This window comes from Candidatus Gracilibacteria bacterium (assembly GCA_041658685.1).
Lineage (GTDB): Bacteria > Patescibacteriota > Gracilibacteria > UBA1369 > UBA12473 > JBAZZS01.
This window is the reverse complement of the sequence record JBAZZS010000001.1, coordinates 1-22277: the sequence shown is the minus strand read 5'-3', so window position 1 is coordinate 22277 and position 22277 is coordinate 1. Positions and strand designations below refer to the sequence as shown.

Below are 22277 nucleotides of genomic sequence, written 5' to 3'. Positions count from 1 at the left end.
GTAAAGGGAATTTTTGGATTATTGTTTTTTCGGAGGCTCAGGGGGAGGGGTCTCTTCGGGCTGAGGCTCAGGGGGAGGGGTCCCTGCTGTGTCGGACGATTCTTTCATGGGGCCGCCGGGAACTGCTGTCGTTGTGGGGGCTGTCGATGTTTTTCCTGCTTCGCCTGCTTTCGGTTGAGCCTGGAAAGCGGTATTTACAGCCTCAACAAAGCTGGCTCCATCGATTGTGCCGTCTTTATTGATTTTGACGTTATTGAATATCGGATCTTCTATTTTTGCGTTTTTTTCTTTGCATATTTTCCCCGCCTCTTTAACTTGAGAAGCCTCTTCAGGGCTATGGACTGTAAACATTTCATTTATGATCTCCGAGGAAGGAGCATCTAACTCCTCCTGAGATAAAGCCGCTTGGACTGCTCCTTTTTGTGTACTATCCAATTGCCCCACAGTGGTAGCGGCTGCGGCCGCGGTAGTGGCTGCCATTATCGCCTCTTTCCCGGCCTTCAATTTTTTCGTTCCTTCCTCTTTTTTCTTTTGAGTCTCCGCTTTCTCTTCTTCGGTGGGTTTAACCGGTTCGGTTGAGTCCGCGGATTTTCCAAGGTCTTCGTTGGTCACTTCTTTTTTATCCCAGTCGCCAGAATTAAACCCTCCCTCTCCAAAAATGGCTTTTTCTATCTTTGGATTTGTTTTTAACAATCTTACCAAAGCGTTAGTATCTTTCCCCTCGATAGCTTTATCTAACTTAGCGTAGTCATCTGCAGATAATATTTTTTCCAACTCCAAAGTTTTTTGCACATTCGAATCCCCTAACATTTCCACCCAATTCTCAACCCCATCCGACCCTTTCTTGGCGGCCAAACCTTTTAATTCCGCATGAATGTCAGCTTTAGAGCCTTTCTTTACTCTACTCTCCACCTGATCTGCATAATCCTGAATCGGAGTACCTGCTCCCCATATTTTTCTCGCATCATCTTTGTTTATTTGATCACGCTTGGCCCCAAGCCCTTTAAGCTTACCAATGCTTCCAAATAAGGCGCCTCCCAAACTCACTGTTTCCAGTGCGTTCCCTTTAGCATCTTTTTTCCCACCCGGGACCGGGATCACAGTGGCATACAAGGGAGATTCGGCCAAGAATTTTCCAACGCTTTCTCCCGCACCTTTAATGGCCTGGGTCCAACTGCTTGCAATGGTTTGGCTGGCTGCGGCAAACACCCCCACCCAAATGATGACCACCGCGCAAATCGCGACCAAAAGATCTTGAAAATCACTGATGTCTCGTCCAAAAGTCCCACTCACGTATCCTTCCATCGCATCGGCGTCCCCCAAATCTTCGAATGTGATTTCTCCGATTTTTCCCAACCATCCTCCGGGCTGACTGCCTTGAAGCGTTGCCAACATGACAAATCCAACGGAGAAAACAACCCCCATCATAACCGGAGCGAACAGATGTTTAAAAAAAGTGGTTTTTAAATTCAATTCTCCTCCTCCTCCCAAGTTGGCCAAATCCGGGAAAACAAACAAAAGCACCACAAAAGGAGATAAGGCCAAACAAATCCATAAAATCACCAACCGGGCCGCCATAACCACCACCACGGCCACAAAGGCAAATCCAAACAATAAAAACAAAAGAATTCCAAATAACGTTTGCATGCTTAAAGCCGCAAATTGATCCACCGCGGTTTTCCCCGAAAGCTGTGCGATGTTAATGTCCATCACTTGTCCCATGTTCACCATCAAGACCAAGTCCACATTGTGTGCGCCAAAAACATTAAAAAAGCTGTCTCCGAATTCATTGAATTTTCCCGTATAAAATTCTATGTCCGTGTCCCCTTCGGCTCCGGTTCCTTCCCCGGGTTTGCAAAAGATATAGGATAAAATTTTCCCATCGTCTATTTTCAGGGAATTGGTCTTCGGGGCTGAGTACCCCTCGGAATTGGGCTCCTCCCATCCTACGATTTTCGAACACAATCGCTCATTTACCCCTTTTACTTGATCGTCCCATTCTTTTAAATCCGTGGGCAATGCATACACCGCATTGGTTAAAACATTGGTGGCATCGATCAAAACTTTCCCGGCCAAAAACGAAAAATTCACGGCAATGAGTCCGATCACAATTTTGGGGAGAATGGCTTTGAGAGCATAATTACTCCCGTCCCCCGCAATCCCCAAAACATTGTATAAAGCAATCACCACCAAAGCCAACACAAAGAACATATTGATCCAATTTCGAATTTGCACCCAAATTTCAAGCAATTTTGCTTCCATATCCGGCCCGATCAAAATATCGGGATCCATGAGTTGCGAAATCAACAACATGAGCGGGTATAAAAGAAAACTCAAAAAATTAAATCCCATGGTGGTGAGGGATGCAACGGATTGAGCGATGTTGCTCATGGTGTTGGTTGAGGCCTCGGCATCATCGACGGCAAATCCCATTTTCGGAAAGGCGAAAAACGTAATAAACAAGAGACTCAACATAAGGCCCGCCCTCCACGGAGTTCCGATTTTTTTTAATGATTTTTTAAGCGAGTGAAAAAATTTCATTGGAATTAGGCCAAAGATAAAAAGATGGAATGAAGCATGTGTCCCGCAAAGGCGACCGATTCGCTTGGATTGCTCATCTGGTTTAAAAGCAGTGTTCCGACTCCTCCCGCCCCGACCGCCGCTGTGCCGCCAAATCCGATTTTGACGAATTTGGACATGGGATTTTTTTGCTGAGTCGCGGGTTTGGCTTGTTGATAACGCATGGCCTGTTGTCGTTTCTTTTGTTCCGTTAAAACGTCTTCCGCTTGTTCCCTTTTTTGATCCAATTGTTTGCGTTGTTCTTGTTCCGGACTCCAACGATTGGGGGTTTGATCGGGTTGAGTTTCGCGAGGGATTGTTAAAGTAATATTCCCTCCGGTTTTCCCCATGGGACTCACCGGCATCGAAGATTGACTCATTCTTTCTGAAGGGAGCGTTGCTTTTTCACTTGAGACCCTTTTGCTTGAAACCCTTTCACTCGAATCTTTCGAGCCTTTGGCGAGGAGGTGAGCCGGGATGTCCTCGGTTTGCGTTTCAACGGGTAATCCTTTTTCGGTCGTTGATTTCTGTCCGACGGTCGGGATTATTTCCGGTACAATCGGCTGACTTTCGTTTGGGATCAACGGTTTTTCATTATTTTCAGTCGCCGTTTTTTCTCCTTTTTCTCCTCCTTCTTTTTCTTCTTCTTTCTTTTTCTTATCTTTTTTCGCTTGTTCATCCACGGCATCGGCAGCCACCAACGGAATGGTTAATTTTTCCCCTTGTCCTTCAAGTTCTGTTTCTTGGTTTTCGGCCGTGCTTATCCCCACCGCAGTCGCAGAAGAAATGCGGAAGGAGGAGCTCACTTCGCTATCGCTTCGTGAGTGGTGCGTTGTTTGCGCCACTTGAAGCCCGAGACTCGCACTCGCGGAATTCCCCAAAAGCGTTTGAGCTTTGTCCACCGGGAGATAATAATCTTGTTTCTCTCCTCCCATTTCCACAAGCATCAATTCGCCGCTTTCGGCTTTTTTACGATAAATTTCGGCGTCTTCTTCGGTGAGAAGTCCGTCTTCAAGATCGCGATCAATACAATCCAGAATTTTTTCTTTCTCGGTTTTGGGTTCTTCTTTTTTTTCAGTTTTAGCTTCCGGTTTTTCTTCTTTCTCTTCCGTTTTTTCTTCTTTTTTGCTCGGATTTCTCATCTCTTCTCTTAATAAAGGAAGCCATTTTTGCTCCAAGCGCGTGGCCGAAGTCCCGACAAACGTGTGGCCGTCTTCGTCGGTCATTTCAATCGGTTTGTAATAGGATTTAAGGCTCTTGAATGAGATCGAATGTTCTTTTTGATTTTCCGTGGTGGTCCCGGCAAAAGCGTAAGATCGATCCAAAATGACGTTGATTTCATCTTTTATTCCGCGCTCTTTTAAAGCTTCCATGTCTTCCAATGAAAGATACGTTTTTTGACCCGCGATTGTGACCAAAAACAACCCCCCTTCTTGTTTTAATAAATACAGATATCCCAAAGCTTCTTCGCTTGTGATGCGGCCCGAGGTATAGTCAATCATGATGAGGCGACTCATCGTGCGATTGGCTTCTGAAAGGGTAAAAGAGGGAGACATGGGGTGAAAATAAAATTAGGTAGAGGAAGAAGAAGTGGAAGAGGGATCAAGTCCGCGACGTTCCCGGCTGCCGGCTAAAACTCTCTCCATTTCCCCGGCATCCGCGGCACTGAGATCGTAACGCATGATTCCAAAGGCTTCCGCAATTATTTGCTCGGTTTCATGAGGAGAACATCCATCCAATCCCGTTTTTAACTCAAGGGGTAACTTTCCGTCCGAACCGACAAAATCTTTTGACGAAAAAACGTAACGAGCGCCTTTATTTGCCGCTTCATATTGAGCGGCGAGTCTGTTCGCTTTCGATAAAAATTCCGGTCGTTCCATAAACTTGAAAATCCCCTTAAAATCTCCTTTTAATTGATCCAGTTTTTTCAAAAATTTCCCCCTTCGTGTTTCATCCGTTTCTTTTGGTTTTTCTTCTCCGATTTTAAGAATATTTTTCGTCACAGCTCCTTGTCCAATGCCCCCACTCATATGGTCAATGGCTCCGGCACTGATCGCCACACATCCCATCCAAACGGGATCCGCCATAATAGCGGGCCATCGCTCGGGATGCGACGCATGCAAAGCAAGAGAGAACCCGGCTCCAATAAACCCGATCCGTCCGATTATTTCATAAATTATCCCGTTGGAAGCGGTGAGATGTTTTTTAATCCAATTTCCGCCGCCTCCTTTTTTCATATAATGCTCCATTTTTTTACGAACATTTATCATTATTTTGCGCGCGTTATGAATTTCTTTTTTTTCTTCGTCTTTCATGGGAAAGCCCAATGTTTCCAAAAGAGATTCAACCTGACCGATATCCAAAAACCCCATGGCACTTAAAGTAAGGAGGCCTTTATGGGCTTGTTCTTTTGAAAACGTATCGTTTTGATTCGCCTTTTCAACCAAACGTTTTCCAAGTTTAAATCTTTGAGCCGGAGTCATAAGATTGAGAATCGCGGTTTTCCCGGCGACTTCGATCGCTTGCACCGAATCTATGGTTCGATCCAACCGTGTGGTATCGATGCTTCTTTCCCCCATGAGCTCGGTCAAGCCACCCAAAATCATTTCATAATCTTGATCTCTTAAATCCCTGCCTTCCGTTAATTTTACGATGAGCGCGGACAGGCCTTTGTCTTTTAAAACATTCATATTTTGCTTCAATCGTGAGAGCTCCGACCCCGTATCGATCACTCCTTTTCCAAACCCCTCGGTTGTGCTTGAAAATTGATTCACCGTGTCATTCAATTCATTTTGAATTTTCAGATGTAATCCCGCAACCTTACGCTCGTATTGCTCTTTTAGGTTTCTCAATTCCTGAGGATCTTGTGTGTCTTTTTTTCCGGTTTCAAAATCCCGATCCATTGTTGAAATTTCTTTCAAACAAGAAAGCGCGGATTGATTGATACGATAAATAAACATATTGGCAAAATCCCCGAACACGGTGGCCTCTCCTCCTGTGGTCACCTCACTTCGATTGAACAATGTTTCTTTTGCGTCTTTTATGAAATCTTTTTGGCGTTTCACAAAATCTGCCCTGATGGGGCTCCATAATTCTTTGCCTTGAGGACTGAGCTGTTTTTCCCAATATTTTATTTGTTTTTCTTGTTGTTCCCGAGTTGTGATCTCCGGTCTCGAAGAGGTTTCCGCAACTTGATTTGAAGGATTTTCCAGCCTCCACACCAAGCGTTGCGGTTTTACGATTTCGAATTGAGATTTAAACAAATTCATCTTAAAAAGCGTTACAACTTAAACGAACGAATAATAAAATCGACAAAAGACTCCCCTCGCCCCTCGTATTCGGGAATATGACGAATGAGGATGGTGCGAACTTCGCCCGGATCTTGGTCGCCCAATTGGATGGACATTTCCCCCATAAATTTTTCAGTTAAAAGCAGTTTCAACACATTGACGACCGGCGGTCTGGAGATGATCCAAAACGTTTTGATCCGGTTGTAAGGGATTCTTCGACCCGCCACAGTGATGCCAAAACCATCCACTTCAATCCGAATATTCCCGGGCTCTTTGTGGTGGGTGATGCTGTAAACGCCGGCAAACACGATAAAAGCCACGGCCATGGTCCAAGAGTTGGTCCAAATGGCGTACAAAACCAAAAGTACGATCAAAGCCCCTGCGATCATAAACCATAATTGACCCTTGGGGTGCTTGATGTATTCGGGCGCCTCCCAATTGAGCAGGACGTGTTTTTGGCTTTCTTTTGAGGAAACCTCGACGGCTTCCACAGGAATTTTTTCCACGTTTATTTTTGTTTAAATTTTATTTGTGTGATTTTTTTGTTTTTTAATCTAATTATTTTACCAAATTTACCCCGTTTTAGCAAGCCAAAGGCCTTGTCACAAAATAAACCGCGATTTTTGCATCACTATTCCGGATTTTTCTCAACGTTTCCCAAACAAATCACCATGTTGTCTCGACCAATGATTTCATCGCCCAACGTGTAGCCGAGCAATCGTTCGATTTTATCCGTTTGAGCGCCTTTGAGTGTTTCCACCGCACTGCTGTCATAATTGATCTTCCCAAAACCAATTTTTTTACCTGTTGGATCTAACATGGAAACAATGTCTCCACGCTTAAAATGACCTTCCACAAACCGGATTCCGGCGGGAAGAAGGCTTTTCCCTTTGGTTGTGAGCGCTGCGACCGCGCCTTCATCCACATGAAGCGCCGCACTTTGCTTGAGATTGAGCTGAAACCAACGACGACGTGCCTCTCGGGGAGATGCTTTGGTGGTAAAAAGCGTTCCATGGTGTTTTTTCCCTTCAATCAGGTCTACTAAAACATTGGGAACCCCTCCGCGTGCGATCCACACTTTAACCCCGGAGGCGTTGGCGTATTCCGCGGCTTTTAATTTTTCCAACATCCCTCCGATGCCTTTTGAGGTTCCGCTCCCTTTGGCCGCAGCTTTGAGTTTTGCAGTGATATGATCCACGGTTTGGATGAGTTTTGCCTCCGGGTTTGACCGAGGATCCGCATCGTAAAGTCCGTCCACATCAGTGAGCATGATTAAAGTTTCGGCGGTCAGAAGACTGGCGATATGGCCCGAGAGTTTGTCGTTATTTCCGAATTTATTTTCATTGAACGTGGTGACATCATTTTCATTGAGAATCGGAATCACGCGCATTTTAAGCAAAAGATCGAGGGTGTTGTACGTGCTTAAAAAATGGTCGTGTTGCTTGAGATCATCGAGCGTGAGAAGAACCTGGCCGATCACAATCCCATATTTGGCGAAATTATCTTGATACGTTTCGAGAAGAAAGGTTTGCCCCACGGCAGCAAGGGCTTGGCGGTAGGGAATGGTTTTGGATTCTTTTTTAAACGTGATGCTTTTGCGGCCTGCGGCCACGGCTCCGGAGGTGACGATGATGGGCTCGTGCCCTTTTTTGTGAAGTTCAGCGATTTGCGCGGTCATTTGCGAAATAAACTCCGTGTTCAAGGAGTTGTCCGGGCGAGTCAGCAGGTTGGAACCGATTTTAACAACAAAGCGCATACATCTACTTTAGCACCTCCGTTAAACTCTTCAAAACTCTCAACGCCCCGGTGAAATCTTGTGACACGGTCCATTCGCTGGGCACAATGATGCATGGGATATTTCCTTTTTCCGCGGCATGAAGGCCGATACTTGAATTTTCAAACACCACACAATCCGCGGGAGCCACTCCAAGTTTTTTTGCCACTTCCAAAAATAAATCGGGCGCGGGTTTGTTGTGCGCCACTTCATCCCCGCCCAATGCCACCTGAATATACTTTTCCAATCCACAGGCCTTGATCGTATGTTCATATTCGTGATGATATCCTCCGGTGCCAATGCCACACGGGATCCCGTGTTCTTTCACAACTTTTAAAAACTCCTCAGCTCGCGGCATGAATTTGAGCCCCGCTTTTTCAGCCAGTTGAATGTAAAGATCCTCTTTCTTTTTTCGCACTTCTTTAAGCACTGCGGGGTCTGTCACCCCCATTCGATTCAAATGATAAACCGTTCCATAATGGATTCCGGAAAGCCACGAATCGATGAACAGTTGGCGCGTGACATCAATGCCATAAGGCGCCAAAACCGTTCGATACGCTTCCCAGTGCACGGTCTCCGTGTCTGCTAAAAGCCCATCCAGATCACATAAAACGCCTTTGCATTTTAAGATCTCCGGAATCGACGAATCCAAAGGAATCACAAGAGAATGTTAAAGCAAAATTATTTCGTGAAAGGAACCAATGCCATATAACGCGCATTCTTGATTGCTTTTGCCAATCGCTTTTGAAGCACCATCGGAACTTTGGTGTAATAGCGAGGCTTGATCCTGCAATGAATGGAAAGGTATTTCTTCATCAGCGGGACGTTTTTGTAATCAATGTAGTGCGTCTCGGGAAGACAGAAATTGCCGAATTGTTTGCGATTTTTTTTGTGTGCCATAGTAAATTTATAGGTTAAGGTCATCTTTGCCACTCAACAATTCTTCGAGCCGTTTGTCGAGTTTGCTGAGTTTTTCGGAATTGTTGATTTCGAGGTCATCGAGTTTCACTTTTTTCTTGGGTTTGGGCGCTTCTTCTTCTGCAGGTTCTTCTTTTTTAACTTCTTTGGCTTTGATTGGCTTTTCTTCTTCAACTTCTTCAGGTTCAACTTCTTTGGGCTCGGGTTTCGGTTTGGATTTGGGTTCTTCTTTTTCAACCTTAGGCTCAACTTTTTTCACTGGTTTCGGTTTGGCCTTGGGTTCTTCTTTCTTCTCTCCTTTTTCTACAGGTTTCTTTTCCTGTAATGCTTCATCCAAATCATAATGTTGAGGCACGTATTCATCCGGCAATTTCACCAACAAAGACCGCACGATAAAAGGCGTAATCTTGAGCTGACGAATCATTTCCGGGACTTGGGACGGGGCTGCATCAAAATCCACGACCACGTAAAAACCGTGGGTCTTTTTCTTGATGAGATAAGCCAATTCTCTCTTGCCCCATTCTTCTTCATTCCAAATAGAGCCGCCATGATTCTCGATCAGGCTTTTTAATGCGTCGAAGTCTTTTTTGTAATCGACACTCCCGACATCGGGGTCGATGATCGCCATGACTTCGTATTTTAGGCGATCCGCTTCAAGGAGTTCTTCGTCCTTGTGCGCAGAAGGATTCTTGGTCATATAGAGTCTTTTCTATGGATAGATAGCTTACGGATTTTCCGCAAGCAGAAAAGTAAAAGCAGAGGGAAGATACCAGAGGGGAACCTTGAACGCAAGGGGTTTTACCTACTTCTCCCCTTCCTTTTTCAACGTCTCCAGTGCCTGCAACGCCTCAAGCGGGGTCAGGCGGTTGATGTCCAGGGCTTTTAAACGTTCGAGCGCGGGATGAGTGAGACGGCCCTGTTCTCGTGTGATGAGCGCGCTTTTTTCGGGTGCAGAATCGAAAAGTTTTCCTTGATCAATGCCGGGCACGGTTTTCATCTGGTCGCGAATGCCTTTTTCGAGCACTCCTTCCTCAAGATCTTGCAAAATGAGCTCGGCTTTTTGCACCACTTCGTTGGGCAAGCCCGCCAATTTGGCGACTTCGATGCCGTAACTTTTATCAATGCCGCCTTCTCGGATTTTGTGAAGGAAAACCACGCCGCGTGCCTCGGTTTCCTCTACGGCCACACAAAAATTCTTGGCGCGAGGGAGGCGTTCAGCCACCGCGATCAGCTCGTGATAATGCGTTGCAAACAAGGTTTTGGCGCCGATACGGTCGTGCAAATACTCGAGAATCGCCCATGCAATGCTCACCCCATCGTACGTGCTGGTCCCTCGTCCCACTTCATCCAAAATGATCAAACTTTGAGCCGTCGCGTTGTTCAAAATATGCGCCGCTTCCTGCATTTCCACCATGAACGTGCTCTGCCCGCGAAGGAGATTGTCGCTCGCACCCACTCGAGTAAAAATACGATCCGTGAGTCCGAGTCGTGCGATTTTGGCCGGCACATACCCGCCGATTTGCGCCATGAGCGTGATGAGCGCCACCTGGCGAAGAAGCGTCGACTTTCCACTCATATTTGGGCCGGTGAGCAAGATGATTTGCTGATCCGAATCATTAAAAATCGTATCATTGGGGACAAAATCGTTCGCCGCACTTCGCGCTTCAATCACCGGGTGGCGACCTTCGCGAATCTCAAACGTGTTGTCTTGAGTGAAAATCGGGCACACGTAGCGATTGCGTTGCGCGACTTCGGCTAAATTGAGGAGCACGTCGAGTTCGGCGATGGCTTCGGCGTTTTGCTGAATCCATCCGAGTTGTTCCATGATTTGGAGGTGCACATTTTTGAATAATTCATACTCGAGGGCTTTGCTCTTTTCCTCAGCGCTCAGCACTTTTTCCTCATACGCTTTGAGCTCCGGAGTGATGAAACGCTCGGCATTCACCAAGGTCTGTTTGCGAATGTAATCCGCAGGCACCTGACTCAATTTCCCATTGCTGATCTCAATGTAATACCCAAACACGCGGTTGTACCGCACTTTTAAGGAAGAAATCCCGGTGCGTTCGATCTCCCGTTTTTGCAAATTTTGAATGAAATTTTTGCCTTCGTGCGATAAGGAGCGCAATTCATCCAATTCAGGGTTGAATCCGGGCTTGATGAATCCTCCATCTTTGAGCCCGAGAGGTGGGTCGTCGAGGATGGCGCTTTCGATGAGAGCAATGAGATCGGGAAGGGGCTGTAATTTTTCTTCGATTTTTCGCAAAAGAACCGGTTGGGCCTTGTGAATTAACGTTTTAAGTGCCGGAATTTGCAACAACGATAATTTAAGCGCAATCAAATCTCGCGGCGTGCCTCGATCGAGTGTGAGTCGGCTCAATACGCGTTCCAAATCGAGAACTTTTCCAATCTCCTGTTGAAGCGAATCGCGCAACGATGAATTTTCATAAAACCAAGAGACCGCTTCGAGGCGTTCTTCGATTTTTTCACGATTCGTGAGTGGGCGTAAAATCCACGACTTGAGCAAGCGTCCGCCCATAGCTGTGGAAGTCCCATCCAAAACTTCGAGCAACGAGCCCTCTTTTTGGCCATCATGAGCGTTTTGGGTGAGTTCAAGATTTCGTAAAGTCGCCTCGTCGAGCATCATGTAATCTTGAAGCGCATAAGGTTTGAGCCGCTTCAAATGGCTCAATGTGGTTTTTTGAGTTTCCTTTAAGTAGCGAAGCAACATGCCTGCGGCCTGAATCGCGAACGGCCATTTTTCAATGCCAAAAGCCTCGAGACTTTGCACTCCAAAATGTTGAGTCAGTGTTTCATAAGCGGTAGGAAGCGCCGGATAGGGATACACATGCAATCCTGAAAAAGCCTCCAACAAGGTTTTTAAATTTTCTTCCGCAAGTTCTTGAGGCAAGATGCACTCTTTAGGATTCAAACGATGCAATTCTCCGGCGAGCTCGTCATAGCCGTGGAGCTCGGTCACCAAAAAAGTTCCGGTCGTGACATCGATGCTCGCCAAGCCAAAATAGTCGCGCTTGGGAAACAGAGCGATGGTAAAATTATTCTCTTTGGTTTTGAGTAAATTTTCACTAAAAGTCGTGCCAGGCGTGACTACCCGAATCACCTCTCGTTTCACGATTCCGGGGAGCGACGGGTCACTGAGTTGCTCGCAAATCGCCACTTTTTCCCCGTGTTCCGTGAGTTTGGCCAGATAATTTTCTACGGCGTGAAACGGAATGCCACACATCGGAGTCTGATTGCGGTGAGTCAGGGCAATTCCGAGAATTTTAGCCCCGCGTTTGGCATCTTCTTCAAACATTTCATAAAAATCACCGAGTCGAAAAAACAAGATGCAGTCCGGGTATTGGTGCTTGATCTCGAGATATTGACGCATCATCGGGGTCACCTTATTAGGTGTTTCCGAGGCTAGCGAAAAAAGCGGTAAAGGCTCCATAGTGGCCTTATTGTAGCGTTAAACCCCAGGTTCGCAAAGCGCAAAAACATCGATCGCCGGTTCTTCATACGGATGTACTTTTTTCACCGCAGTTAAGATTTTTTTGAGGTCTTTTTTGCGACACACGGTTTCAATACGTTCTTCTTCAACTTCCTCTAATTTCCCCGGAGTTCCAATGAACGGATTCGTGCCTTCCAGTCCCCGAAATCGCCCAATTCCCTTCACGGAAAACGAGCAACAATCATAATTCCCAATATGCCCGGCCCCGGCCTTTGCCAAGGCTTCGCGAATCGCATCCGCATATGAACCTGGAACGTACACAACAATTTTAACGAGAGATTCCATGGGATTATTTTAGCTAAAAAAAACCCCACTGTCTCTCTTTTTTAGACGATGGGGCTGCTACGCAAGCTGTCCGTAAATTCCTGCTACATAAATTCCGCTTCCACCTCATACGGTTCATCCGCATCCGCCACTTCCGGCACGGCGGCCAAGGCTGCGGCTTCCGGAGATCCGGCCGCCACACCTTCGGGCAAAATCACTTTCGCCACTTTCCCGGCCGCGGCTTCCAATTCCGCCAAATAAGTTTTAAGTTTGGATTTTCCAACGCCCACCACATGAGACAGTTCACCCTCGGTTTCAATCCCTTTGGTATAAGGCGAGTAAACGGTTTCTTCATCAAACATCTGGTTCATCTTGAACCCGATTAAGGTACGAATTCCAAGAATATTAGCGGTTCGCGGCACCCAAAATTTGAGTTGCAGTATCAATCCGCCTTCAGTGAATTTTTTAAATATAATCGAATGTTTTGGTTTTTCACGCACAAGAGATTCACTCTTCAAAATCGCTTCCAAAATTTGAATCGCGACGTTCAAATCGGTTCCATACCCCACTTTCACCTCCAATTCGATTCGTCGAATTTCGGTTCGTGAATAATTTTCAATGGACTGACTCATGATGTCCGAGTTGTAAATCGTAATGTCGCGCTGATCGAATGTTCGAATTCCGGTGGATTGAAAATCCATGCGCTCCACTTTCCCGGTGTATTTTTTTATTTTCACCACATCGCCAATCTTGAAAGGCGCTTTGAAAAAAATCAAAATCCCGGCCACGTAATTTTTAATCACATCTTTAAGTCCGTAACTGAGGCCGAGCACCCCGACGCTGACGAGAAGACTGATGTCGAGGCCCACGGTTTTGAGTGCGAGCGTCACGCCAATCACCAGGATGAATCCGGACAACACGCGGTCTACAAAATTGAGCGCGGTTCGTTGCTCCAGATGCGTGGTTTCAATCCTTGAAAAATATCGCTTAACCCATTTCATCGCAAAATAAGCCGCAAGTACAATGAGTACGGCTTGTACCATTTCGAAAAATTTACTCAAGATGACTCCGGTGATTTCCGAGGCATCAACTCCGCCTCCGGAGCTGGAAACGGTTTCGGTGGTGGTGGAATCAAAGGCACCTGCCATGATTGTTGTTTTTTAGGTTTGTTTTTGATTTAGGTTCGGCTTGGGCATTTAAAATCATAATAGTATAGCAAAAAATCAGGCTTAGCGCCTTAAGGTTCTATTGTCTTAATAAGTATTTTATATTTTACCAAATAAAGAAACCAACCCTTTCTCTACCGTAGATTAAGATTTAACCTTCTTCACCTTTAATGAAAAAGCAAGTGCTGTGCCTTCCTTGCAATGACGAAATGTATTACAAGCTGAGTCACCATTAACATCATCATAGTATACGACTTTAATACCCCATCCAGTCGGATTCTCTGATTTTAAAAAGATTCGGCGGAGAAAATGAGGGTTTCTTTTTTTATATTTTTTGAAAGCCAATGCCCATTTTTTCCCTTGCTCTTCAGTCAAGAGCTCTACCCCCATAATTGTTGCAAAATCTACGGCATTACCAGAAGTATATCCCCCCTCTTTTTCCTTAGAACATTGTTCTCCTAATCTGTCATATGTAACATTAATATGAGAGATGTTCCGTGACCCAAAGTAATAAAAATCATCATCTTCCATATATACATCAGGCTGGTAACTCTCTTCTTCCATCTGTTGCAAACTCCACAGTGCTTCCGGATCCGCAACAAGTGCTTTTTTAACATCATCCCATTCCATTTCTTCATGATCTTCCGAGTCTTCCTGGAAACGTTTTTCAAGACTATCCATCAATGATTGATATTCTTCTATGGGGTGTTCCTTAAAACGATTTCTCAATGCATCAGCCAATCTTTTAAATGGTTTTCCTTCAGGATAAGCATGCTTAAGATCTTCATACACATAGCTTTCAAGCCACTCTGCCGCACCATCGACCCATTTTCCCTGATCTGCCTTCGAGAGAGATCGCAAATAAGATGGAGATAAAGGCTCTGCAAGCGGTGGTACTGTTGGCATGGGCTTTTCAACAATTGATGGCGGAGCTGGCGACGGCAGTGGCGGTGGCGCTGATCGAGCCCCCCTTGACGGTGAATTAAAAAGTCCCTGACGAAATATTTTTGTTTTATCTGCTAATTCGACCAATTTAGTATTAATTTCTTTAAGTCTTGCATTGACTTTTTTTAAATATGACAATCGTTCAGGCTTTATTTGCCCATCTTTTTCTGCCTGTCTTAATTCTTCCTTAAACGTACGAATGGCTTGGTTATAAAGTGGAGTTATATCATTTAAACAATCACTGACTTTCTCCTCTGGAATATCCGATCCTGAAAAAACATCGCGATATCTTGCATCGCTTATGCCTTGTTCCAATAGGCTCATGGGCCTTTCGCAACTTACGGTCGATCCCCAAAGAAGTTGAAGGACTTTGCCTGCAACTCTACCTACCGTTTCTACTACAGGTATGTCTTGCCGCCCAGCTTCTAATCCTGCCAGAATTTTTTCGTCTTTGGCTTCAATTATTTCTAAATTTTGCATAATTTATTTTAGATTCGGCTCGGGCATTTAAAATCATAATAGTATAGCAAAAAATCACACTTATCGCCTTAAGGTTCTATTGTCTTATTGTTGTTTTATTTCAGAAAAAAATGCGCGTGCAATGCCGTAAAGTTGTGCCCGGGCACAACTTTTGCCTTATTTTTTGGCTCAAATAAGCCATTTTATTTTTTCCTGGAGCCGGGAATGGGAATTGAACCCACGACCTACGCGTTACGAGTGCGTCGCTCTACCACTGAGCTACCCCGGCAAATCGCAAGGGAGCACCTAAGGTTCTCCCTTGCGGGAACCCTCTCCCAGCTGATGTTCGGCTCGAAAAGTTTCGCGTAACTTTTCTTCACCTCACCTTATTTTTTAAAAGAACAATTTAAACTATGCTTACCTTAGCCCACGAGACCCGTAAGTCGCTCAGTTGGGGAAAATTCATTCTAGGAAACCATTTGTCTTCCTTTTAAGTTGCTGTTTATTTCAAGTCTTTATTCTTGTAAAAGTGAAAATCCGGAATTTTGTTGGGAAGAAAATTCGGGATGCAGACACTCCGCTGCGCTCCGTGTCTTAAAGCCCCGTTATTCTACGGTTCTCGTCCTTTTTTTTCAAATAGAAAAAAAGTGTCTTAATAATTTCTCACCAGCCCGGTCACCACGCCCTGGATCTCCAGGGTTTGTTCCGGATAAATATCCTCATAATCCGGATTTTCGGGATGGAGATAAAATTGTCCTCCTTTGGCTTTTTTATAACGTTTTACTGTATTTTCTCCGTCCACCAAGGCCACCACGATGTCGTCATTCCTTGGCTCTTGTCTTGGAGCCACCAGCACCATATCCCCTTCATGAATTCCGGCATTGATCATGCTGTTTCCCGTCACTTTTAATAAAAAATAGCCATCCCCCACATTCATCAAGCCCTTTCCCATTTCAAAAGTGCCCAAAATGTTTTGTTCCGCCATCACCGGTCCTCCGGCCGGGATCGCGCCCAGCAACGGGACATTTACAATATTTGCCGCAGCATCCAATTGTCCTCGAATTTTATCCAAAAGCTTAATCCCGCGTGGAGTATCGTCTTTTTGAATTTTCCCTTTTTCTTTTAAGGCGGTTAGGTGTTTTAAAATACTGTTGTCCGAGCTCACTCCGAATTTTTCCCTCATCTCCCTCAAGGTTGGAGACGATCCATGCTCCCATTGATATTGCTCAATAAAAGCCAAAAGTTGAGCTTGTTTTTCTGTTAGGGCATTGTCCATAAATGAAATTTTAAAGGATAAAAAGGAAGAAAAGCGCTGTATGGTTCGAGGGGGATGGAATGCGGGGGGAGCGCACTTCGCTTCGCTCTGTGCGTACTCACCATGACAGCGCTAAAATAAAATTTAAATCAAGAAAAAAGCGTCATTTGATTCCTTCCATTGAGTGCTTTCAATCGACTCTTGTGTCGCTCGGCATAAATCCGTCGTAAAATCGAACGACGATAATAATGGGTATAAGAACGATAGGTTAAATATCCCATGAGCAAAGTGCCCCAATACAGGATGAAAAAAGTTTTCATAACGAGAGAGTTAAAGATAGAAGTGAGCTTATCCTCACCTATATTAGGTGAGCAAACACTCACCGTCAATGCTTTCCCGTTGACGCATCTTTTTTAAAATGTTTTAAAGCAATTTTTGTCTCTTGGCTTCCCATAAATTCGCTCCCAACATCAATAACATCACAAGGGTCGGAAGCAATATAAACCCGCTGAAATGAGTCCACGTTTGCGTCAATCGAATCACAAAGGAAAGGAGGAAACTCACGGTTAAAATATGAAAACCCATTTTGTAGCAATCTCCATACGTCAATTTCGTTCCTAAAATCGCCGCTAAAATCACCGCCAATAATGCAAAGAAAAGAAGATAAATCATTTCCAAGGCAATCATGGCAAGATAATAGCCGATCACTCCTCCAATCGCAGCGACGATAACGAAAGGCTTCAATGTGTTTTCAAGAGACAACCACATCACGCCGATCATCTCTTTCGTCACTTGCCCGTCAGGCATGGTTGAAAGGTCATAAATTTTTACCTCTTGTTCGCTTTTCACGAAAACGCTGGTTTCTCCCATCCAAATAAAGGTTGCGTATTTTTCCATTGTAGGAATGTCAAAAGGCGTTTTTGTATCGATCACAATTAAATTTTTCATATCCGTCCCCGCGACACTTAAGTCCCCCCATGATTCCGGGATCGGAACGAAAAACGGCTCGGGGGCATTGGTGGAAAATTTCCCTCCTTGCATGGTGAGCACCAAATCTTGAGGATAATTTTCCGGAATGCTTCGAAATTTTGCAATGGCTTCATTTTTATATTTCATCACGAAAACTCCACCCACGGCCAATAAAATAAATAGGATCAACGTTAAAACTCCTAAAAAATACCTGAACGCTTTCCAAAATGAACGCTGAGGGATTGTGGCGTAAAACTTAGGGGAATAAATCGAGGCTGGAATGGCTTTTAAAAAGCCAACTTTTTTGGTTTTTTCCACCTTTTGGGGCGCAACCGGCTTGGGGGATTTTTTGAGAGGCATAGTGAGGAAATAAAGGATAAAAAAATACAAAATGCTAGAAAATGAAGAGAAAAAATGCTTCGCATTTTTTCTGGTGCCCTCGGCAGGAATCGGACCTGCATCTAAGCCTTAGGAGTGCCTTGTTCTATCCATTGAACTACGAGAGCAATCTTTATATATTCTACGGCAAAAGATCTCTTAGGAAAAACTGAAATTCAAAAAAAATACGGGGAAAAATTCAAAATGCGGCACTTCGCTTCGCTCCGTGCCTATTAGCCCAATTGCGGCATCAAGATCACATAGCCCGTAGTTTCTTCCGGCATTTCTTTGCGATTTTTGATCCCCCATTTTTCGGTGGGCTCCACATGAATTCCCATTTCCTTGATAAAAACATCCAACGGTTCGATCGCTTCTTTCAATCCGTCGATTTTATAGTGCATTGGGATCACAATTCTCGGTTCCACTTGCTCAATCACTTCGTGCGCGGTCTTGGCTCCAATCATATCCCCTCCGCCCACGGGAAGAAGCAAAACATCCACATCCCCGATGGCTTCGATCATTTCTCCGGTCAAGCGCTTTTCCAACCCTCCCAAATGACAAATTTTAATGCCATCCATTTCTATATGCGTGACTAAAAGTTGCGAACGTTTGAGGTCTGTTTTCTCTTCGGGCTTTAAAAAACGAGAGATCTCAAGACATGTGATCATGACTTCTTTGGACTCATATTCTCCGGGCCAATCGAAAACCTTCACGTTTTCTCCTTCGACTCCGGCCACATTGTTATGATTTTCATGCGCATGACTCACGGTTACGATATCCGCCTTGAATTTAGGTGGAGTTAAACCGTTTGCTGCGCTGTAGGGATCCGTCACTAATGTGGCGGAAGAACCTTTGATGGTGAAACAAGATTGACCGTGCCAAATGATTTCCATAGGAGTTTTTTATAATCTTAAATAAGCCGGCTTATTCTAGCACATCAAACCGCTGGCGCAAATTTTAAGAATGCAAAAACGAGTCTATTTATGTTATACTGATCAGGAAGAAAAATTTATTTTTCCCATCTTCTCTCCTATTTTTTATCCTCCCCCGATATGGCCATTATTCAACGCGTGCTTGCCCGTGAAATTCTTGATTCCCGCGGAAATCCAACCATCGAAGTCGAGCTTTTTGCTGAAAAAAACGGGAGAACCTATCACGGCCGCGCCATGGTGCCCAGCGGCGCTTCCACCGGTGAACACGAAGCGGTAGAGCTCCGCGACAACGACCCCAAACGCTATCTTGGAAAAGGAGTTTTGAACGCGGTCAAAAACGTAAATAAAGAGCTCAATACTGCGGTAAAAGGCATGGATACAATGGATCAAAACGCGCTCGATTCCAAAATGATTGAACTCGATGGGACGGAAAATAAAGGTCGACTTGGGGCTAATGCAATTCTTGGAATTTCGATGGCCAATGCGCGTGCGGCAGCGGATGAAAAAGACGTCAGTCTATTTAAATATTGGAATGCAAAAGCGCATGTTTTGCCTGTGCCGATGATGAACATCATGAATGGAGGAAAACACGCGGACAGCGGGCTCGATATCCAGGAATTTATGATTTTGCCGGTGAGTGCCCCTACGTTTGCAGAGGCGCTTCGCATGGGAGCTGAGACGTTTCACTCTCTTAAAAAAATTCTCCACGATGAAGAATTGGGAACAGCGGTTGGGGATGAAGGAGGTTTTGCCCCTAATTTGCCGCACAATGAAGCCGCGTTTGACTATATTTTAAAAGCCATTGAAAAAGCGGGATATAAACCCGGGAAAGACATTTATCTCGGAGTAGATGCCGCGGCATCCGAATTTCATGGAAAAGATGGCTATCATATTAAGGTGAATGGTAAACCCGAGGTGCTTTCTTCGGCACAAATGGTGGATTTTTATGAAGGTTGGGTGAAAAAATATCCGATTCTGACCCTTGAAGATGGGCTCGATCAAAACGACTGGAAGGCATGGCAATCTCTCACTTCTCGTTTGGGGAAAAAAATTCAAATTGTAGGAGACGATCTTTTAGTTACCAATGTTAAAAAACTGCAACGCGGGATCAATGAAAGCACCGCCAACTCCATTCTCATCAAACTCAATCAGATTGGAACGTTGAGTGAAACCATGAATGCGATTTTACTGGCGCACGCCTCCAATTGGACCGCCGTGGTTTCGCATCGCTCCGGGGAAACCGAAGACACCACGATTGCGGACTTGGTGGTGGCCCTGGAAACCGGCCAAATCAAAACCGGCTCTCTGTGTCGCACCGAACGCATCGCCAAGTACAATCAACTTTTGCGCATTGAAGAAGAACTGGGAAAAGACGCTTTTTACATTGGGAAAAAGGCGTTTTATCAGATGAAATAAATCCTTTACGTGCTAAGCCAAGTGTGGCAAACCCACTTTCGTATTGAGGCTGACGAGCATGGTTTCATGTCGATCAATGGCGTGGTTTGTGCAGACTCTTTCTTGATCCCATCGTTCCAAAATGGCCATTACCCCATCTAATTTCGTATAAACCTCATCTTTAAATTCGTAAAATTCCTCTTTAATTACGAAGGTATTCATAAGCCTCTTGTGCTCTGCGAATTCTTCAAGGATGCGCTCGAATTTTCGATCATGCTTCTCAAGTTTCCCCAAAATTAAATCAATTTTACTCTCTATTACGGAATTTTTTCTCGAGACTGATTTTTGCTTTATTGCTGGCATACATTTTGAATAAAAAATTCCTGAAAAGTTAATTCTGTTGCAAACTTTAGGCCAAGTGTGGCAGTCCCACTTTCGCATTGAGACTTAAAAGCATTTCTTCATGGCGCTCAACTTTATAATTCAAATGAGCGGTATTTCCATCGAGCCGTTTTAAAATCACCATCATTTCATCCAATGTTCTAAAAATCCTAACGAATTGTTCATCATGATATTCCAACTTTAAATGAACGACCTCAAACTGTTTATCATGGTCATCCAATTTTTTATAAATTGGTTTTAATTTTTCTTTAAATCCCTTTTTAAGGCTCCTCTGAAAACTCACTTCCATTTTCTTAAGATCTTTTTTAAAACTTCCTTCCATTTTATTGAGATCTCTTTTAAACGCCCCCTCCATTCTATTGAGGTCTCCTTTAAACGCTCCCTCCATTCTTCTGAGGTCGCTTTTTGTTGCCGGTGTTGTAGCGTTTCTCCTTTTCATTTGAAAATCTAAAAATGAATCGTGGGCCTTGAATCGTAAGTTTTTTAATGTGCAGGGTCAAGGATTTTTATGCCATTTCAACTTGTCTAAATTCTTGTTTTTATGCGGCGTCTACGGTTCATTAAAATTTCATGAATAAAAGATTAAAAATGTGCAAAAAAAATACACACGAAATCGTGTGCGATAATTTTCCCGTATAACAGAAAGGCCACTCCCGAAGAGGCCCTTTCTATTAGCAGTTTATTTTTGTTTTTGTATTACTGCTCAGAGGTTCCCAAGAGAGTGGCGAGAAGGTGATCCTACCCTTCCTTATTTCCGCTGTGCTTTGGTTCAGTATATAGGCCTGACCATAGCCGCTTGTTTAGTGTGCGTCCGTGTTGAGCACCTTACGGGTCAAATCGACGGAAACACCAAGCTATTGAAGTGTCGGGGTTCCCTGGTCAAGGGGACTCCCATCACAAAGCGGAAAGGGAGAAATAGGGACATTTCCTGAAAATAGATTCTGTTGTCCCGAGTTCTCCGCCTCCGCTTTATCGCCTCCGGTCGTCATATAAAGACGGATGGAGGGAAAGAGGGGCGAGACGCGATTGAAGCGTGATGTGAAAGAACTTTTTTTCCTATGCGTTTTAGGAAGGTTTGATACGCGAGAGAAAGTTTTGTTTTTGTTTTGACTTACTTTGTTTTTCTTTTTGTCTTTATTTCAGCGTATCGTGTTATTGTATTCGCGAGTTAAGCCTACGTCAAATAATTATCCTGGCGTTGAGTAGATAGATATTTTCTAATTTAAAGACTTAACCTGCAAACAGGTTTTATTTTCTTGCTTTTTCTGTTTAAAAAAGGCATTTTTAAATCCAATTTAAACTTATTTTTTATGAAAAAACCTTTTCGAATTGCAGTCCTTGCCTCCACTCGCGGCACCGACCTTCAGGCTATTATTGATGAACTCAAGGCCGACAAGCTGCCCGGAGTCGAACTTTCCGTGGTTCTCTCCAATAAAAAAGACTGTTATGCGTTGCAGCGGGCACGCGAACAAGGGTTTAAGGCGATTTTTGTGCGTACCAAGGGACGCACGAGAGAAGAATTTGACCAACGCATGCAGGAAATTCTCGAGAAATATCAGGTGGATCTAATTGTGCTGGTGGGTTATATGCGCATCTTAACCAAATCGTTCGTGGATCATTTCCGCAATCGCATCTTGAATGTGCACCCCGCCTTACTTCCTAAATATGGCGGCGGTGGAGCTATGGACCTCAATGTGCATGAAGAGGTACTCAAAAATGGAGATAAGGTCACGGGTATGACCATCCACTTTGTGAGTGAAGTGTGTGACGAAGGGCCGATTGTGGTTCAAAAAGAGGTGGCCGTGGATCCGGATGACACCCCGGACTCCTTAAAAGATAAGGTTCAAACCCTAGAGAAAAAATGGTACCCCGAAGTGATTCGTTGGATTCAACACGGGAAAGTGGTGGTGGGAGAGTAAAAAAATCAGACAAAGTGTGCCCGGGCGGGATAGTTAACGAAACTTGGTTGAAGAATATTTTCTTTTAAATCTGTAAAAGTTTCTTTTTTGTGTCATTTTCTCGTGTATGAATAAAAAACATGAGAAATCTTCCTGCTGTAGTGC

At 44.5% G+C, this 22277-nt stretch carries 20 protein-coding genes and 2 tRNA genes; 2 read left to right on the top strand and 20 right to left on the bottom strand.

Annotated elements, in window-relative coordinates; translation table 25 throughout:
• Positions 1 to 18: 18 nt before the first annotated feature.
• From WC882_00110 to WC882_00025, 18 genes are all read right to left on the bottom strand, one after another.
• Positions 19 to 2433, bottom strand: coding sequence for a hypothetical protein (locus WC882_00110; protein MFA5842073.1), 2415 nt, complete (start codon positions 2431 to 2433; stop codon positions 19 to 21).
• Positions 2434 to 2546: 113 nt separating this feature from the next.
• On the bottom strand, positions 2547 to 4115 hold the full coding sequence (locus WC882_00105) for a hypothetical protein (protein MFA5842072.1): 1569 nt from the start codon (positions 4113 to 4115) through the stop codon (positions 2547 to 2549).
• 15 nt (positions 4116 to 4130) lie between these two features.
• Complete coding sequence (locus WC882_00100) at positions 4131 to 5828, bottom strand: hypothetical protein (GenBank protein ID MFA5842071.1); 1698 nt, start codon at positions 5826 to 5828, stop codon at positions 4131 to 4133.
• Positions 5829 to 5839: 11 nt separating this feature from the next.
• Entirely contained in the window at positions 5840 to 6355 is a 516-nt protein-coding gene (locus WC882_00095) for a hypothetical protein (protein MFA5842070.1), read from the bottom strand.
• A gap of 125 nt (positions 6356 to 6480) precedes the next feature.
• The gene (gene proB, locus WC882_00090) at positions 6481 to 7605 is read right to left on the bottom strand and encodes a glutamate 5-kinase (GenBank protein ID MFA5842069.1); all 1125 of its coding nucleotides are present in this window, start codon (positions 7603 to 7605) and stop codon (positions 6481 to 6483) included.
• A 4-nt stretch (positions 7606 to 7609) separates the two neighbouring features.
• Complete coding sequence (locus tag WC882_00085) at positions 7610 to 8284, bottom strand: HAD family phosphatase (protein ID MFA5842068.1); 675 nt, start codon at positions 8282 to 8284, stop codon at positions 7610 to 7612.
• 20 nt (positions 8285 to 8304) lie between these two features.
• The gene (rpsR, locus tag WC882_00080) at positions 8305 to 8523 is read right to left on the bottom strand and encodes a 30S ribosomal protein S18 (GenBank protein ID MFA5842067.1); all 219 of its coding nucleotides are present in this window, start codon (positions 8521 to 8523) and stop codon (positions 8305 to 8307) included.
• Positions 8524 to 8530: 7 nt separating this feature from the next.
• Entirely contained in the window at positions 8531 to 9238 is a 708-nt protein-coding gene (rpsF, locus tag WC882_00075) for a 30S ribosomal protein S6 (GenBank protein ID MFA5842066.1), read from the bottom strand.
• Positions 9239 to 9343: 105 nt separating this feature from the next.
• Complete coding sequence (mutS, locus tag WC882_00070) at positions 9344 to 11929, bottom strand: DNA mismatch repair protein MutS (GenBank protein ID MFA5842065.1); 2586 nt, start codon at positions 11927 to 11929, stop codon at positions 9344 to 9346.
• Between the two features lie 78 nt (positions 11930 to 12007).
• On the bottom strand, positions 12008 to 12334 hold the full coding sequence (locus WC882_00065; GenBank protein ID MFA5842064.1) for a hypothetical protein: 327 nt from the start codon (positions 12332 to 12334) through the stop codon (positions 12008 to 12010).
• An 83-nt stretch (positions 12335 to 12417) separates the two neighbouring features.
• Entirely contained in the window at positions 12418 to 13461 is a 1044-nt protein-coding gene (locus tag WC882_00060; GenBank protein MFA5842063.1) for a mechanosensitive ion channel family protein, read from the bottom strand.
• 162 nt (positions 13462 to 13623) lie between these two features.
• Positions 13624 to 14904: a DUF4256 domain-containing protein gene (locus WC882_00055; GenBank protein MFA5842062.1), complete on the bottom strand. Its 1281-nt coding sequence runs from the start codon at positions 14902 to 14904 to the stop codon at positions 13624 to 13626.
• A 193-nt stretch (positions 14905 to 15097) separates the two neighbouring features.
• Positions 15098 to 15172 (bottom strand) — tRNA-Thr (locus WC882_00050).
• Between the two features lie 363 nt (positions 15173 to 15535).
• Positions 15536 to 16159 carry a transcriptional repressor LexA gene (gene lexA / locus WC882_00045; GenBank protein MFA5842061.1) on the bottom strand — a complete coding sequence of 208 codons (624 nt, stop codon included), beginning with the start codon at positions 16157 to 16159 and terminating at the stop codon, positions 15536 to 15538.
• Positions 16144 to 16458: a hypothetical protein gene (locus WC882_00040; GenBank protein ID MFA5842060.1), complete on the bottom strand. Its 315-nt coding sequence runs from the start codon at positions 16456 to 16458 to the stop codon at positions 16144 to 16146. The genes lexA and WC882_00040 overlap by 16 nt, the downstream gene beginning before the upstream one ends.
• Before the next feature lie 103 nt (positions 16459 to 16561).
• Positions 16562 to 17467, bottom strand: coding sequence for a DUF1189 family protein (locus tag WC882_00035; GenBank protein ID MFA5842059.1), 906 nt, complete (start codon positions 17465 to 17467; stop codon positions 16562 to 16564).
• Between the two features lie 71 nt (positions 17468 to 17538).
• Positions 17539 to 17613 (bottom strand) — tRNA-Arg (locus WC882_00030).
• Positions 17614 to 17718: 105 nt separating this feature from the next.
• Positions 17719 to 18378: an MBL fold metallo-hydrolase gene (locus WC882_00025; protein ID MFA5842058.1), complete on the bottom strand. Its 660-nt coding sequence runs from the start codon at positions 18376 to 18378 to the stop codon at positions 17719 to 17721.
• Between the two features lie 159 nt (positions 18379 to 18537).
• Here WC882_00025 and eno point away from each other — a divergent pair, with 159 nt between their 5' ends.
• Positions 18538 to 19833 carry a phosphopyruvate hydratase gene (gene eno, locus WC882_00020; GenBank protein ID MFA5842057.1) on the top strand — a complete coding sequence of 432 codons (1296 nt, stop codon included), beginning with the start codon at positions 18538 to 18540 and terminating at the stop codon, positions 19831 to 19833.
• A 12-nt stretch (positions 19834 to 19845) separates the two neighbouring features.
• Here eno and WC882_00015 read toward each other — a convergent pair whose 3' ends face one another.
• Both WC882_00015 and WC882_00010 read right to left on the bottom strand, forming a co-directional pair.
• Positions 19846 to 20175: a hypothetical protein gene (locus tag WC882_00015; GenBank protein ID MFA5842056.1), complete on the bottom strand. Its 330-nt coding sequence runs from the start codon at positions 20173 to 20175 to the stop codon at positions 19846 to 19848.
• A gap of 46 nt (positions 20176 to 20221) precedes the next feature.
• Positions 20222 to 20653 carry a hypothetical protein gene (locus WC882_00010; protein ID MFA5842055.1) on the bottom strand — a complete coding sequence of 144 codons (432 nt, stop codon included), beginning with the start codon at positions 20651 to 20653 and terminating at the stop codon, positions 20222 to 20224.
• A gap of 871 nt (positions 20654 to 21524) precedes the next feature.
• Between WC882_00010 and purN the strand changes: the two genes are divergently transcribed.
• Positions 21525 to 22133: a phosphoribosylglycinamide formyltransferase gene (gene purN, locus WC882_00005; GenBank protein ID MFA5842054.1), complete on the top strand. Its 609-nt coding sequence runs from the start codon at positions 21525 to 21527 to the stop codon at positions 22131 to 22133.
• Positions 22134 to 22277 lie beyond the last annotated feature (144 nt).